The 15976-nt window shown below is 61.8% G+C and carries 12 protein-coding genes; 4 read left to right on the top strand and 8 right to left on the bottom strand.

The genetic code is table 11. The features are described 5' to 3' along the window. Positions 1–106 precede the first annotated feature (106 nt). The 6 genes from sake_RS12790 to sake_RS12815 form a co-directional block, all read right to left on the bottom strand. Entirely contained in the window at positions 107–1474 is a 1368-nt protein-coding gene (locus sake_RS12790) for an LLM class flavin-dependent oxidoreductase (RefSeq protein ID WP_178946210.1), read from the bottom strand. Continuing rightward, complete coding sequence (locus sake_RS12795) at positions 1471–2799, bottom strand: MFS transporter (RefSeq protein ID WP_178946211.1); 1329 nt, start codon at positions 2797–2799, stop codon at positions 1471–1473. Before sake_RS12795 ends, sake_RS12790 begins: the two co-directional genes overlap by 4 nt. Beyond that, entirely contained in the window at positions 2796–4079 is a 1284-nt protein-coding gene (locus sake_RS12800) for an acyl-CoA dehydrogenase family protein (RefSeq protein ID WP_178946212.1), read from the bottom strand. Before sake_RS12800 ends, sake_RS12795 begins: the two co-directional genes overlap by 4 nt. 358 nt (positions 4080–4437) lie before the next feature. Further along, positions 4438–5400, bottom strand: a complete 963-nt coding sequence (locus tag sake_RS12805; RefSeq protein ID WP_129358219.1) for a beta-ketoacyl-ACP synthase III — start codon at positions 5398–5400, stop codon at positions 4438–4440. Positions 5401–5452: 52 nt separating this feature from the next. Beyond that, on the bottom strand, positions 5453–5953 hold the full coding sequence (locus tag sake_RS12810) for an FBP domain-containing protein (protein WP_129358220.1): 501 nt from the start codon (positions 5951–5953) through the stop codon (positions 5453–5455). Between the two features lie 261 nt (positions 5954–6214). Then, on the bottom strand, positions 6215–7528 hold the full coding sequence (locus sake_RS12815; protein ID WP_178946213.1) for an MFS transporter: 1314 nt from the start codon (positions 7526–7528) through the stop codon (positions 6215–6217). A gap of 155 nt (positions 7529–7683) precedes the next feature. Here sake_RS12815 and sake_RS12820 point away from each other — a divergent pair, with 155 nt between their 5' ends. From sake_RS12820 to sake_RS12835, 4 genes are all read left to right on the top strand, one after another. Continuing rightward, the gene (locus sake_RS12820; RefSeq protein ID WP_129358222.1) at positions 7684–8244 is read left to right on the top strand and encodes a cysteine hydrolase family protein; all 561 of its coding nucleotides are present in this window, start codon (positions 7684–7686) and stop codon (positions 8242–8244) included. A gap of 278 nt (positions 8245–8522) precedes the next feature. Continuing rightward, on the top strand, positions 8523–10019 hold the full coding sequence (locus sake_RS12825; protein WP_243155700.1) for a pyridoxal-dependent decarboxylase: 1497 nt from the start codon (positions 8523–8525) through the stop codon (positions 10017–10019). Continuing rightward, a complete protein-coding gene (locus sake_RS12830) occupies positions 10020–11339 on the top strand; it encodes a lysine N(6)-hydroxylase/L-ornithine N(5)-oxygenase family protein (RefSeq protein ID WP_178946214.1) in 1320 nt (439 codons plus the stop codon). After that, on the top strand, positions 11336–13684 hold the full coding sequence (locus sake_RS12835) for a GNAT family N-acetyltransferase (RefSeq protein ID WP_178946215.1): 2349 nt from the start codon (positions 11336–11338) through the stop codon (positions 13682–13684). The genes sake_RS12830 and sake_RS12835 overlap by 4 nt, the downstream gene beginning before the upstream one ends. Positions 13685–13699: 15 nt before the next feature. On the opposite strand, the gene sake_RS12840 is transcribed toward sake_RS12835, so the two are convergent. After that, positions 13700–14890: an NAD-dependent formate dehydrogenase gene (locus sake_RS12840; protein ID WP_178946216.1), complete on the bottom strand. Its 1191-nt coding sequence runs from the start codon at positions 14888–14890 to the stop codon at positions 13700–13702. 130 nt (positions 14891–15020) lie between these two features. Beyond that, entirely contained in the window at positions 15021–15953 is a 933-nt protein-coding gene (locus tag sake_RS12845) for a LysR family transcriptional regulator (RefSeq protein ID WP_129358225.1), read from the bottom strand. Positions 15954–15976 lie beyond the last annotated feature (23 nt).

Genomic DNA, 15976 nt, shown 5'->3' on the forward strand with positions numbered 1-15976 from the left:
GATTCCCGGCGCCATCGCTCTTCAACGGCGAATCACATATTACGAGGGTCAGCCGGGTAATGGGAGACGACGAGGGGAAACCGTGTGAAGTTCGAGGCTTCTGCGGCTAACCCTCGACTCGAAATGAGGCCCCGCGATGATCACCCGGCAGCCCGGGCCCGTTGCCGCCGATGCGCTCGCGAAGGGTCGTACCCGGCTCGGGTTCGTCCAGGAGACCGCGGCGCCGCAATTCCGGTGACACAAAGCGGGAGAAACGCTCCAGATCCGTGGGACGCACGGCCGCGGAGAGGTTGAATCCGTCCACGTCGGCCTCTTCGATCCACCGTTCGAGTTCATCGGCCACTGTTTCGGGGGAGCCGACGATCACGGGGCCGCGCCCTCCGATGGCGACGAATTCCGCGAGGTCTCTCACGGTCCATGTCTTGTTCGGGGACAGCGTCGTGAAGCTCGCGAGCGCCGATTGATTTGCGTCCGTGGTGACGTGTTCGATCTCGGAGTCCGGATCGGCTCCCGAGAGGTCGACGCCCGTCCAGCCTCCGAAGAGCGCGAGCGTGGCCTCAGTGTCAACGAGGTCCTTGTATTCTTCGAGCCGTTGTTCGGCCAGTTCGTCCGTCTCTGCGACGACGACGGTCGCCAGGCTGAAAATCTTGACGGAATCACGCGCACGGCCTCGAGCTTCCAGCTCGTCCCGCACCGCACTGGTCCATCCGCGCACGAGTTCGGGCGTGCCTCCGGAGAAGAAGATAGCCTCCGCGTGGTCCAGGGCGAATCTTTGGCCCCTCTTGGACGCGCCTGCTTGGAACAAGAACGGGGTGCCCTGCGGCCCGGGGTGAGCCAGGGCTACACCGGGGACCGAGAAGAACTTGCCTTCGTGTTCGATCGGACGCACCTGTTCCGGGTCCACGAAGACGTTCGCCTCGGGGTCCGCTTTCACCGCGTCGGGCCCGAAAGAACCCTCGAACAGCTTGTACATGACCTCCATGTATTCGTCTGCTCGATCGTAGCGCTCGTCGTGCGGGATCTGACCGGCCATCCCCAAATTCTTGGCCGCGGAGTCCTGATAACTCGTCACGATATTCCAGGCGACGCGCCCGTCGGTGAAGTGATCCAACGTGCTCAGGGTCCGCGCCAAAAGGTAGGGCTGTTCATAGCTGACGGATGCCGTGACGCCGAAACCGAGATTCTCCGTTCGTTGGGCCATGGCGGTCACCACGACCAAGGGGTCGAGCAGAGGGTATTGCACCCCTCCGCGGGCGGTGGCATCCCCATTGCCGCCGTAGACGTCGTAAATGCCGGGGATATCGGCGAGGAAGAGGGATGCGAATCCGCCTTCCTCGAGGGTCCGGGCCAGATCCGTCCAGTAGGAAAGCTGGTCGAATTCCGAGATTCTGGATTCGGGGTGACGCCACAAGCCCGGCGTCTGGTGCACCGGGACCAGCATGTCGAAAGCGTTGATCAGAATAGGGCGGGTCATCGGTTCTCCTTGACAGTGGTTCGAACCGGGTCCACGGCCAGGAGGGCGGCGATCACGGAAAGAACCACGAGTACGGACAGATAGGTAGTAATGAGCCAGGGGGTTTCTCCGCCCCAGGCGTAGAGGAGGGTCGCGGTGAACGGCATCAAACCGCCACCGATCAGCGTTCCCAGTTGATAGCCCATGCTGACGCCGGAGTAGCGCACCTCGACGGGGAACTGTTCGGCGAACCATGCAGCCTGAGGACCGTACACCGAGTCGTGAGCGAAGACGAGGCCCACAATGATGATCAAGGGCAGGATCGAGGTGTTACCGGCATCGGCCGCGAGGAATATGGCCCAACCGAAGACGCCGATAGCTATATACCCGGCGAGGGAAATGGGGCGGCGACCGACTTTGTCGGAGACCCACCCCCAAAACGGCCCGGAGAAGAGCCCTATCGCGGAGGCGATCATGACTGCGGTGAGCACCGGCCCCGAACCGCCCTGGGTGTCCTTGAGATACGTCAGCAAATACACCGTGACGAGGTAATAGATTCCGTTCTGAGCAACGCGCAGGAACGTCGTCACGGCCAGGGCCCGCGGGTATTTTTTGATCATGGTCCACACGGGAGCCTGTTCGACCTGTCCCGCGCCCTTGATATCCGTGAATTCCGCGGCATCCGAGACACCCAGGCGGATCCACAATGCCACGAGTACGAATACTCCCGAGGCGAGGAACGGCACGCGCCAGCCGAAGGAGGCAAATTGCTCGTCGGTGAAGATGCCCTGGACGATCGCGTAGAGCCCGGTGGCCAGCAGCATTCCTCCGGCCGAACCGATCTGCGTGAAGGAACCGAAGAAGCCGCGGAGGTGACCCGGAGCGTGCTCGACGCTCAGCAGCGCCGAGCCTCCCCACTCCGCGCCGGCGGACAACCCTTGGAGGATTCGAAGGGTCACGAGACCGATGGGCGCCCAGATACCGATGGTGTCGAAATTCGGCAGGAGACCGATCAGAAAAGAGGACAGCCCCATCGTCAGGAGCGAGACGACCAACAAGGCTTTGCGGCCGACCCTGTCACCGACGTGACCGGCGATGATTCCGCCGATGGGACGAGCCAGCACACCCACCGCGAGGGTAGCGAAGGAGGCGAGCAAGCTGATGAGCGGCGTCGAACCATGGAAATACTGATTGTTGAAGATGATCGCCGCGGCGATGCCGTAAAGGTAGAAGTCGTACCACTCGAGAGTGGTTCCGGCGAAGGCGCTCCCGAGGACGCGGATGGGACGAGAGCGGCGTGCAGTCGGCGGGTGCCCGGAAGGTGCTTCGACAGTCTGCTGGCTCACGGTTTCACCGTCTGGCTCTTGGTTGCATCCCCGATCGCGTTGAGACCCTCGGGAAGGGTTCCATTGATCCAGTAGTCACCGATCGCACGGGCACGGAATGCGATGGGATTGTGTGTTGCGACGGTCTGGGCGTTGCGCCAGTGTCGGTCCAGCCCTTTGGAGCGTGACGTCGCGGAGGCGCCTCCGGTGAGGAACAGTTCCTGCGCCGCGCCGAGAGCGAGTTCGGGAACGCTGACCTGCGCGTGCTCAACGGCAACCTCAGAAAAGGACAACGCCTCGGGAATGCGCTCGGGAAAGTCGGGGTCGTCCAGGAATTCGAACCTCGTCGCCCCGGCGGTTTCCGCGGCACGAATCCCCTCGTCGAGGATTCGGGCTGTCTGGGTCACGACCGATTCGGCGGTGAATGCCTTGGCGGCGATCCGTCCCGTCGCTTCCTGGATCAAGGGGTCTTCGCGAAATGGAAGTCCCGATCCGGTGTTGAATGTGCGGGCCCGTCGCGCAACCGAGCCGGCGGCGTCGTCGCGAGCAGCCCGGGCGATCCCCGCCATAACGGCCAAGAGAACGAGCTGAAAGAACGCGGCCTCGTGAACGGCTTCGGGCGAACCCGTAACGCGGTCCAGGAGGCCTGCTTCTTCGACCGCGACGTTCTCGAGCGTGGTGGTTCCCGTACCGGTGAGGCGCTGGCCGAATCCGTCCCAGTCGTCCGCGATTTTCACCCCTGGGGTATCAACGCGGACGACGGCGAAACGGCGCCCCTCCCCCTCGTCGAGGGAAGCCGAGACGCGCGTGTAATCCGAGAAGATGGTGCCGGTGGTGTAATACTTTTCTCCGTTCACACGCCATCCGTCTGCGGTGTTGGTGAGGCGGGTATTCAGCGAACCCAGCTGATTGCTTCCCCGCTCGGTAGAAGCATTGCCCACCGTCTCCCCCGAGAGAACGCGGGGATACCAGGCGTCCTGAATTGCTCGCGGCTGAAAACGCAGGGCTTCGACGAAGCCGTAGTGAGATCGGTAGACGTGTGCGACGTTTGCGTCTGCGGCGGCGAGGTCGACGAGGAGCCGGATGAAAGTTTCGATGCTGACACCGGGACCTCCGTGCTCCGCAGGGACTCGCAGCATGCTGAAGCCCGCGGCGTCGAGCTGTTCTATCTCGTCGAACGGAAGGCGCCGCTCAAGATCGCGCTGGAGGGACCCTTGCGCGATGCTCTCGAAGAGCGGGGCGAAATGTTTAGCCAAAGCCGGGTAATCGGTCGGAAGGTTTGCGGACAGTTTTTCGGTCATGGGGCCTCGATCCTTGGGACAAGCCGTTTAGATTGAGGCTAGGAGACACGACCCGCATGCGCAGAAGGTATTTCTCGCGGTTTCGGGTGTGACGCCGCATGTCGACTTCATGTCGTGATGAATCCGCAGTGTTACTCGGGTGCTTTCAGGGCCCGCTTCGTTGCGTCCTCCCGCGTGTCAGCTGGTCGACCAACGGGGCCCGGCTAGCGGCTTTGCGGCCATCCACGTGGAGACTCCCGATGGCGTCGAACGAGGCCGCAACGAGTGCGGGATTCGTGGTGTACTCGGCCTCATTGCCCCGGATCCGATCCGCCACAAGGCATCACCGAACGGCCGACCAGGACGCCGAGCGACCGGCCTACTCGGGAAGTCTGACGACCTGACCGGCGAAGGCGAAGCCGCCGCCGAAGCCGAGGAGAAGAGCCATGCCTCCCCGCGGCAGGTCTCCTCGGTGCCAGTACTTGGAGAGGCCCAGGGGAACACTCGCCGCCGAGGTATTTCCGGACTCGATGACGTCCTTGATGACGATCTGCTCGTCCGTCGCCTTGAGCGCCTTGGCTAAGGGTTCGACCAGGCGGAGATTGGCCTGGTGGAAAGCGAAGACGTCGATGTCCTCCAGGCTCAACCCCGCGGCGTCGAGAACCTTGTGTGCCTGCTTGGCTGCGTCGGTGAAAGCCCATCGCATGACCTGGCGGCCGTCCTGGGTGAAGAACTCGGGGTCACCGTGAATGACCACTGCGTCTGCCATGGAAGGGACCGATCCCCAAATGGTCTGGCTGACCTGGGGCTCCTCGGACTTCTGCAGGACCACGGCCCCGGCGCCGTCGGCCGTCAGAATGCATGTCCGCCGGTCGGTCCAGTCGGTCACGGCACTGAGCTTTTCGGAGCCGATGACCAGCGCGGTCTCTGCACTTCCGGCGCGAATCGCCTGATCGGCTATACCCATCGCGTATTCGAAGCCTGAGCACGCAGTATTGACGTCCATGATGGCCGGGGCGGTGAAGCCAAGGCGCTGGCTCACGCGACCCGCCGTGTTGGGGCTTCGGTCCGTTGCGGTCGTGCTCGCCAGCACGACCAAATCGACATCATGAAGACCAGCGTCCTCGAGGGCCATCCGGGCGGCACCCACGGCGAGATCGGCCACGGACTCGTCCTCGGAGGCGATATGCCTTTCGACGATCCCGGTGCGGGACTGAATCCACTCGTCGCTCGTGTCGACCATCTTGGCGATGTCGAAATTCGTGAGGACCTTCTCAGGCTGGAAATGACCGAGACCGACGACCTTGGAGCCGTGCTGGGCAGAAGTGTGTGCAATGGGCATATTCAGAATCCTACTGCTTTCATAGCCCGTGCACGGCTCCTTGACCGACCGCCTAACTCATCTTTTCGGCGACGCGCTCGATCAAACCGGCGGCGTTCCGACGAGTGCGTTCGGAACGCTCTTCGGCGGTGAGAGTTTCTTCCATCTGACGCACCCCATCGGGCTTCTTCTTGCCCCAGGTGTAATCGGAACAGCGCAGATCGGAACAGATGTACGTGCCCACCGTGTTGTAGTGGTCCTTCTTGCCCTTGGCTCGCTGGATGGAGTACATCGAGACACCGCTGCCCGGATGAAGGGTCATGCAGAGCTGGCACATTTGCGCCCCGCCTCCGCTCTTCTGTGCGTTCCTGTGAAGGACAATACCTCGGAGGCCGGCCTCGGTTTCGGCAACGACATATGCGCTCTGCGGCGACTTCGGGTCGATCCAGCCGAGGAATATTTCGGAATCCCAGTCCGTCATAGCAAGGTCCTTCGGAACGTTGAGCCGCTGAGCGGCGCCCTTCGAACAATTGATGAAGCTCTTGCGGATTTCTGACTCAGTGTGTTGCTGCATGGTCAATACCCCATTGACGTGGTGGCGCGCAGACGTGTTCCCAGAACGGGGCTGCGCGGAAATGGCTTGTGCACAATGCCTCGACGGCCGACTCGCGGCGGCTTCTCATCGGGCACAGGTCATCGCAGGTTGCGCCGTTATCCAGGCAGCAACCGGCAGGAACGGGGCTATCTGGTGTCGGCGGTCAATCCGCCGACAACCTCCTGACGCCTTGGGGCATCGATACCTGAGCAAGTCACGTCCCCTTTTATACACCCCGGGTCAAGTCCGTGCCCGGCGGAGAGACCGGTCGACCCAGGTCATCACGGCAAACAACGTCGCGAGGACGACCATGAACAGACCCAATTCGTGAAGTCCGGAGGTCGTAGCCTTCTGCCCGAAGAAGAAACCCGAGGCCGACGACGCCGCCATCGCGCCGAAATACATGAACGTTCGGAGCAGGCCCGCCGAAGCCCCGATTTTGTCTTCTCTTGCCTGGAAATAAACGGCATTCTGATTGGCCAAGCTCACCAGGCCCTGAGGTATCCCGAGGATCAGGGCAACGACTACGAGGAGCCATACGGGCGCGTCGTCGGCAAGGGTCATGATCAGGGCGCAGGCCACGATTTGGGCAAGTGCCCCGACCTTCAGTTTGAGACGAACTTCAGCGAAACGGCCGGTCAGCAAGGTCACGAGAATCCCGGTACCAAAGGTCGGCAGCAGGAGAAGTCCCGCGGTCGAGGCGGACAATCCACGTCCTTGCTCGAGCCACTGGGTGTATCCGTAGATAAACGCGTAGGAGACGGATTGCGCCAAGAAGGCCCTCACATAGGTCGCCATCAACGGTACGTTTCCGGCAAAGACGCGAACATCGATGAACGGCGCCCGACGTTTCATCTCCCACCAGGCGAAGGCCGCACCGAAGGCCACGGAGACCAACAGCAGCCAAGCCAGCGGCCAGGCAAGATTCATGAAGAACAGCAGTGCCGAGATGAGCGTGACCGAGAACAAGAGGATACCGGTCAGGTCGGTGTCCGTTGTGACATCCGAGTCGTCCGGTGAATCATGGGCCGGGAGGAACAAGGCGCCGAGAACGAATGCCGCTGCACCCAGTACGACATTGATCGTCATGGTGCTGCGCCAGCCGCCGAGGCCGATCAAGGCGCCTCCGAGCGTCGGGCCGATGACCGAAATGACTTGGGTCGTAATCGTCAGCACCGAGAGCACGGCTGCCGGGGTTTCGACTCCGGTGCGATGAGATTCGTATTTGATCAGTCGCATCGCTGAGGGATACCCGGCGCATGTACCGAAGCCCAACACCACTCTGGCGACCATCAGGACCCAAATATTCGGTGCCAGTGCGCCAAGGATTCCAGCAACCGTCGTCAGGAACGCGCCGATGAGGAACAGGCGTTTGGACCCAAATTGGTCGATCAAGCTGCCCATCAGGGGTTGTCCGATGGCCGTCGCAACGTACAGCGCGGAAACGAGCCAGGCCGTTTCGGAGGCCGGCGCTCCCAGTGCGATGCCGATCGGCACCAGCGCCACAGCAATGATCGATGAGTTGATGGGGTTGAGGATGGCACCCAGCATCATGGGTGCGTAGAGTCGCCGGTCGAAGCGGTCCGGTGGGGGGTTTCGCCTGTCGGTCAGCGAATTCAAAATGGCATCAGCTTCTCAGCGCGGGGTGGACACTCAGCCAACCCCACTATAGTGCTTAGCAAAGCTATCTATGCCCCAGGAGGCCCGACATGACCACCAACACCCCCGTACTTCTTGCCATGGACTTCCAGAACGGCATCGCGGGCGCATTCGAGGGCACCGGTGTGCTCGAAAACGCGGCCCGCGCGGTCGACGCGGCTCGGACTGCGGGAATCCCGGTTCTCTGGGTTCGCGTCGCATTCCGTCCCGGCTATCCCGAAACCGTCAGCAGCCCTGCATTTTCGCGGATTGCCGAGGCCCGGGGCGATGCCATGACACAGGAGAACGCCGAAACCCAGATTCATCCGGCCCTGTTCCCGCGCGAGGACGAACCGGTTGTGCTCAAACGGCGCATCAGCGCCTTCAGCGGAAGCGATCTCGACATACTCCTCCGCGCAACAGAGGCCGACACGCTGGTTCTGTCCGGAATCGCGACCTCCGGCGTCGTACTCTCGACCCTCCGTCAGGCCGCAGACCTCGATTACCGGATCATTGTGCTGGAGGACGCGTGCGCGGATCGCGACGAAGAGGTGCACCGGGTTCTGACCCAGAAGGTCTTCCCGAGCCAGGCGGAGGTCCTTCCCGTCAACGATTGGGCCAACCAGCTCTGATCCTTCCCGGGATCCGCCGAACATTCGTCCGGGAGCTCGGAATCCCGTCGGCACCCGGCCCCCCTTCGGACAATTCCCAGCGAATTCTTCCGGTGATATATCGCATAGGTCCGGGAATTACTTTACGCGTCACGCAATAATTAGCGAACCTTCCTATGATTCAAACATCCTCGGCCACAACCGGAGTGTGACCAGCGCTTTGAATCGGTAGAACCTGCCTCCATGCTTCTGTTAGCTTCTCAGGTGAACCAATTCTCTATGGATAGGCTTACCTAAAATTGAGTGCACTTGATACAGTTCTGGCGGGTCGTTTGGACCTCCTGGGCGCAGATTCGGCAGCCGAGTACGTGGGTCTCGTTTCGGACATGTCGGAGCGCGTTGCTCGACGCTTCGAGACGACCCAGGCACCTGCCACGGACACCCCCATCGCGGAATTACACCGCCGTGTCGATGAAATGGACCTGGATGCAGAGCCCATTGGAGGCACCCGCGCCGTGGAGGAAATCGACAGACTCTTCCTGGAAGAGGCCGTGTGGTTCCATCACCCGGACTACCTCGCGCATCTGAACTGCCCGGTGGACGTCAACGCGGTCGCCGCGGAGACGGCGTTGGCTGCGGTCAATACCTCGGTGGACACCTTCGACCAATCCCGGATCGGAACCCTCATCGAACGCCGACTCATCGAATGGACCGCACAGAAGATCGGCTTTCCTCAAGGCGACGGGGTTTTCACCTCCGGCGGCACACAGTCGAACCTCCAAGCACTTTTCCTGGCCCGCGAAGCAGCATTGCAGGGGTTCCGAGGAACGCAGCGCAGTGAACGTCAGTCCCGACTGATCATCCTGACCAGCGAAGAAAGCCATTTCAGCGTGGACAAGTCGGCCCTGCTCCTGGGACTGGCCGACGACGCCGTCGTCACGGTCGGCTCGGATGCCGAGGGGCGTATGGACTCGACATCGCTGGAACAGCATCTCAGGGATGCACTGAGCGCCGGAAAGATCCCCATGGCGATCAGCGCGACCGCCGGAACCACCGACCGCGGAATGATCGATCCGTTGCCTCAGATCGCCAAGATTGCGGAACGCTACGACATCTGGTTCCATGCCGACGCCGCCTATGGTGGAGCTTTGCTCGTCTCCCCTACTCGGCGCGACCTGCTCACCGGCCTCGATCGGGCGCGGAGCGTCACCGTGGACTTTCACAAGGGTTTCTTCCAACCGGTTTCCTCCTCAGCGCTGATCCTTCAGAACCCGGAAGACTTCCGACTGGGGACCTGGCACGCCGAATACCTCAACCCTGAGGAATCGGACGAGCCCAACCAGGTGGACAAATCCCTTCAGACCACCCGCCGTTTTGACGCCCTCAAGCTCTTCGCGACCCTTCGGGGCACCGGGGCAGGCGCCGTCGGTCAGGCCGTCGATCGCGTCATCGACCTGGCACACGAGGTTCACGAGGTGATCGACGATCACCCGGCATTGCAGCTCGTCTCGGGATCGGACCTTTCTACCGTGGTCTTCCGGTGGCAGCCTGAGGGCGTTTCGGATCTTGACGCCGATGCATTGGTGGCTCCCATCCGTCGTCACTTCCAGGAATCCGGCCGAGTCCTCGTCGCCAAAACGGTGATCGGGGGCCGCCCCTGCCTCAAGCTGACACTGCTCAATCCCGGAACCGAGCTCGACCGCATCGCACAGCGTCTGGAAGACATCTCCGATCTGGCCGCTCGTGTGCATGAACGGACCGCTCGGCACGCTCACGATCTCGAGGAGACCTCCTAAATGACTCAGCCTGCACCCGCGGACCAAGTTTACGACCTCGTCGGCATCGGCATCGGCCCGTTCAATCTCGGACTCGCATGCTTGAGCGATCCATTGGACGAGGTCGACGCCCTCTTCTTCGATGAAAACGACGGCTTCGCGTGGCATCACGGAATGATGCTCGAGGACGCCACGATCCAGGTGCCGTTCCTGGCGGACATGGTCTCGATGGCCGATCCGACCTCCCGGTTCTCATTTCTGAACTGGCTCAAGCAAACCGGACGTCTCTACCCTTTCTACATTCGTGAGGACTTCCATCCGCTTCGCCGCGAATACGACGCCTACTGCCGCTGGGCCGCAGAACAGTTGACTAATCTGCGCTGGCAACATCGCGTGGAATCGGTCGATTACCTCGAGGAGCAGGACCTGTTTCTCGTCACTTCCCTCTCGTCCCAAGGGGTCGAAAAGCACCTCGCACGGCACATCGTGACAGGAATCGGGACCGGGCCTCGAATCCCCCAGTCCCTCCAGGGCCTCGAGCGGAACGTGCGGCATTCTTCTCGCTTCTTGAACGATCGTGAGGAACTCGTGGGGTCCGAATCCATCGCGATCATCGGCAGCGGGCAATCGGCAGCCGAGATCTACCTGGACCTGCTGAATTCGCAGAAGGACCACGGTTACCGACTCGACTGGATCACGCGATCGCCGCGGTTCTTCCCGATGGAAGACACCAAACTCACACTCGAGCTGACGTCTCCGGAATACGTACGGCACTTCCACGGCCTTCCGGAAGGGATGCGGGACCGCCTGGGCCGGGAGCAACGCGGCCTGTACAAGGGGATCAGCATGAGCACGATCGATGATGTCTACGAAGCGCTCTACAGGGAATCCTTCGAACGCTCTGTTCCGACGACGTTGCTGACCAACACCGCCGTCGTCGGCTCCGAATGGCTCCCGGGAGAAGACGTAATCTCTCTGTCCCTGCGGCACGAAGAGACTGGAGAGACGACGGAAAGATCTGCCCAGCAGCTCGTTCTCGCAACCGGTTATTCCCCTCGCGATCCCGTCTTCCTGAGGCCTGTGGAAGGCCTCATCAAGCGGGACCAGGCGGGCCGGTTCGACGTCGACCTCGAATTCCACGTCGATACCTTGGGCGGCCGCATCTTCGTTCAGAACGCCGAAGAGCACACTCACGGATTGACCGCACCCGACCTGGGCATGGGCGCCTGGCGCAATGCCACCATTCTCAAACAGATCACCGGCCGAGAGGTCTACCCGATCGAGCGGAACATCGCGTTCCAGGACTTCGGTACCTCCCAGGCCAAGGAGGACATCAAGTGACGACCACTGTCCAAACGACCCCGAACCAACACTCCGCGGACCCCAGCTCCTGGACCGTCCGTCCGGTCGACCCCGCAACCGATTCATTCGTCCTCACTGAGTGGCTGAGGCATCCGGCATCGTACTTCTGGCAGATGCAGGATGCCACCGAAGAAACGACGCGGAAGTACCTCGCGGACATCGCCGCAGACGATGCGCAGAACGCCTGGATGATTTGCGATAACGGGCAACCGATCGGCTACGCCGAAACCTATGATCCGGCGCGCGTGCTCCTGGCGGAGGTCTTCGACGCTCGGCAGTCAGACGTCGGAATGCACCTGCTGGTCGCTCCCCCTCCGCAGGATCCGGCTCAGCGCCGCAGCGGCCTGACGAGTCGCGTGATGCGTGCCGTCGTCGACCATTGCGTCCATGAGTTAGGGGCCCGCCGCCTCGTGGTGGAGCCCGACGTGCGCAACCGGGCGGTCGAAGCCAAGAACAGGGAAGTCGGTTTCCGGTTCATCCGCGAAATCGATCTCCCCGGTAAGACCGCGGCGCTGAGCATCGTCGAAGCAGAACAGGCTGGACACCCGGCCCCGGATGATCCCGCACCCCATCTACACCCCGAGTACATGGAACCGGCACAGCGTCATGTGATCGCCAAGGCGCTCGCCGAGTTCAGCCACGAACACCTGATTCACCCCGAACATCTTGAAGAGGATCTTTGGGAACTCTCTGTTCCGGGCGGCTCCGTATACCGCTTCTGCGGCGAGGTCCTGTACCTCAACCACTGGTCCATCGACGAAGCTTCGATCACCCGCCACGCGGTGGGCAGTCCGGAAGGTCTGCCTCTCAACGCGCAGGAGTTCGTGGCGGAGATGCACCAGAGCCTGGGCATCCCGGAAAAGCTCTTGGGGACCTACCTCGAAGAGCTCGCGTCCACCCTGGCCAGCGCCGCGTTCAAGAATTTCCGCGGCGGGCCCACTGCCGGCCAGCTCGCACACGGCAGATCGGATATCGACGTAGCTGGTGACTTCCAGCAGACCGAGGCCGCGATGACCGAAGGCCACCCGTGCTTCGTGGCGACCAACGGTCGAATCGGGTTCGGGCTGGAAGAATTCCGACGCTACGCACCCGAGGCGGGCTCACGGTTCCGCTACGTGTGGGTTGCCGCGCACAGGGAAGACGCCGTCCTCGAGGTTTCGAGGTCGAGCACCGAGGATCAGCACTGGGCCTCGGAGCTGTCCCTCGAAACTCGACAGTCCTTCACGTCCAGGCTCACCCACTTGGGGCTCGACCCGGAGGACTACGTGTGGATCCCAGTCCACCCGTGGCAGTTCCAGCACCGCATCTCGATCAGCTTCGCACCGGATATCGCCTCCCGTCGCCTGGTGGTTCTCGGTGAGGCCTCGGACGAGTACCAGCCACAGCAGTCTATTCGGACGGCATTCAACCGGAGCACTCCTTCGAAGTCCTACATCAAGACGGCGCTCTCGATCCAAAACATGGGCTTCCTGCGTGGGCTCTCTCCTGCATACATGCGAGCGACGCCCGCGATCAACGATTGGGTCGCCGACCTGGTTCGCGGCGATGAGCTCTTGCGAGAGGTCAACTTCGATGTCCTCCGTGAACATGCCTCCATCGGCTACACCGGGGACGCTTACCATGCGACCCAGACCAAGTCGGATCAGCAGAAGATGCTCGCTGCCCTGTGGCGCGAGAGCCCCCTTCCCAAGTTGGACGAGGGCGAGCGCATCCTCACGATGGCATCGCTGCTTCATCGGGATGTCCACGGGCGGTCCGTCATCGCCGAGCTGATCAAGGCCTCGGGAACCGACGCGAAGGCCTGGCTCCGCGAGTACCTGACCGCTTATCTGACCCCGGTCCTGCACTGCTTGGAAGGCCACGATCTGGCCTTCATGCCGCACGGAGAAAATCTGATCCTGCGGATGAAGGGGGGCCGTGTCATTGGGGCTTTCATGAAGGACATCGGCGAGGAAGCGGCCATCATCGGCGAGCGTGCGCTGCCCGAGGAGATATCGCGCATGCGTCACGTGATCGACGACGCCGAGGCGTCGCAGCTCATCTTCACCGACGTGTTCGTGGGGGTTCTCCGGCATATCGCCGGGATCCTGCACCAGGAAGGCATGATCGACCAGGTGGAGTTCTGGACGCTGGTGAGAGACAACGTCGATGCCTACCGGGCTCGAGGGCTGCCGCGGCGACGACACCTGGATCTGGAGGTCCCCGAGTTCCGGCACTCTTGCCTCAACCGGCTCCAACTCCGCAACACCCTGGAGATGGTGGACCTGCAGGACGCCTCAGGCTCCCTGATCTACACAGGGAGCCTGAAGAATCCGATCGGTTAGGCCCTTGGTGCCGTTTTAGTTGCCAGTGCTCCCGGGACTGGAGTTGCCATCCGTGGAATAGGAGGCTGCTCCAGTTCCAGCGAGCTTGCCGCCGTCGACGATCTTGTACTCATCGCGCAACGGACGGCTCGCGAAGAAGTCCTCCAGAACCTCGCGGGTTCCCGCTGCATAACGGGCCTGCGCCGAAAGCGTGGTACCGGATACGTGCGGTGTCATCGCGTTATTCGGCATGGTCCGCCAGGGGTGGTCCACGGCCGGAGGCTGCGGGTACCACACATCGCCTGCGTAACCGGCCAGCTGACCGGATTCAAGAGCCTTCACGACGTCGTCGCGCACCATAATCTCTGCTCGCGCGGTGTTGACGATGTAGGAACCGCGACGCATCGAGTTGATGAGCTTCTCGTCAAAGAGGTGGTACGTCGCCGGCACAAGCGGCGAATGCACGGAGATGATGTCCACGTTCTCGGCGAGATTCTCGACCGAATCGTGGAAGGTCATACCCAGTTCATTCTCGACTTCTTCCGGGAGTCGATGAGTATCGAAATAATGCAGATGCACGCCAAAGGGTTTGAGCCGTTTGGCCAAAGCGCGGCCGATACGTCCCGCAGCAATGATGCCCACGTCAAAGCCCTCGACGTCGTAAGCCCGTGAAACACAGTCGGCGATGTTCCAGCCGCCATTCACGGCCCACTCATGGGAAGGAACGAAGTTACGGACGAGGTTCAGGATCTGCATGACCGCGTGTTCGGCAACGGAGATGCTGTTCGAGTAGGTCACCTCGGCAACCGTGATCCCAGCCTTCATCGCCGCATCGAGGTCCGTGTGATCCGAACCGATACCCGCGGTCAGTGCCAGCTTGAGCTTCGGAGCCTTGGCGATGCGATCGGCCGACAGGTACGCAGGCCAGAAGGGCTGAGAAATGACGACATCGGATTCCGGAAGGTATTTCTCGAACTCCGAATCCTCTCCGTCCTTATCGGAAGTGACGATCAGTTTGTGCCCCTGGGACTCGAGGTATTCGCGGAGACCCAGCTCACCGGAGACGCATCCCAACAATGCCCCGGGCTTGAAGTCGATGGCCTCGGGGCTGGGAAGACCCTGCCCACCGTCGTACTGAGTGGGCAGTTGAGGAATCGAGTCCCGCGCGTATTTCGGGGGATATCCGGTGACGGGGTCGGGGTACAGGACGCAAAGCACTGTTGCCATGAGCTCTCCTTAGAAAGACGAAGCGCTCGCCGCTTCGTTATCGACTTCACCCTTGAGTCTTCTCGCCCTCCCAAGAAGGTGTCCAAGACTTTATGTCGACCAACCCATAGGCAACGCTTATTGGTTCACGTCAGCCCGGGAAAGATCCCCCCGCCAACCCCAGTCTCAGTCTTTTCTCGATCCGATCCGGCCGGGTCTGGGCGAAGAGCGCCTCGACCAGAACCGAACCCGGGGTCACGCCATGGGCCACGAGTCCCACCCGTGGGTGTACAAGTTGTTCGAGCGGTATCACGCGGATCTCCGGTGGAAGGTCGAATCCGAGGAGCCATTGTTGTGCGACCACGCTGGTCCATCGTCCAGTGCGCACCAGGGCAAACAGTGACGCCAGAGAGTCTGTCTCCACGCCGGGGTCCGCGACGAGGCCGCGTGAGCTCAGGGCCTCGTCCACGAGTTGCCGACCTCGCATACCCCTGTTGATCAGGCACAGCGGATAATCGACGACGTCGTCCCAGCCGAACTCCTCATCCCTCACGTGGCCCAGGAGGTCTTCGTGAGCCACCAGGACGTGTCTTTCGGTATAGAGCGGGAGCACCGACAGGTCGGCGTCGTCATATTCGTCGAGGTAGATCACGCCTGCATCCAGTTCAAAAGCCCCTATCCGCTGGATGATCTCCGAGGAACGCAGACTCGATTCGAGGTTGATCTTGACTCGCGGGTGCTTGGATCGGAAGGGGTCCACCAGAAGCGAGATGGTGCTCGAGGCCGCCGGGATGACGCCGATCTTCAACGTCCCCGAAAGCCCCGAGCGCATGGCCTCGATCTCCTCGCCCAGGGAGGAATGGTCCTTGAGGATGCGTTGGGCCCACACCAGCACCCGGTCCCCCTCTGGAGTCAGGCCTTGGTAGTTCTGTCGCCGCTTAACCAGCGGAACTCCCAGTTCTTTCTCCAGCTTGTGAATCGACTCGGACAGCGCGGGTTGGGAGACAAAACAAGCTTTCGCCGCACGAGCGAAGTGCCCTTCGCGGGCCAGAGTGACGAAGTATTCGAGCTGACGAAATTGCATACTTTATTGCACCACGCCTCCCT

Source organism: Kocuria sp. TGY1127_2 (genome assembly GCF_013394385.1).
Classification (GTDB): Bacteria; Actinomycetota; Actinomycetes; order Actinomycetales; family Micrococcaceae; genus Rothia.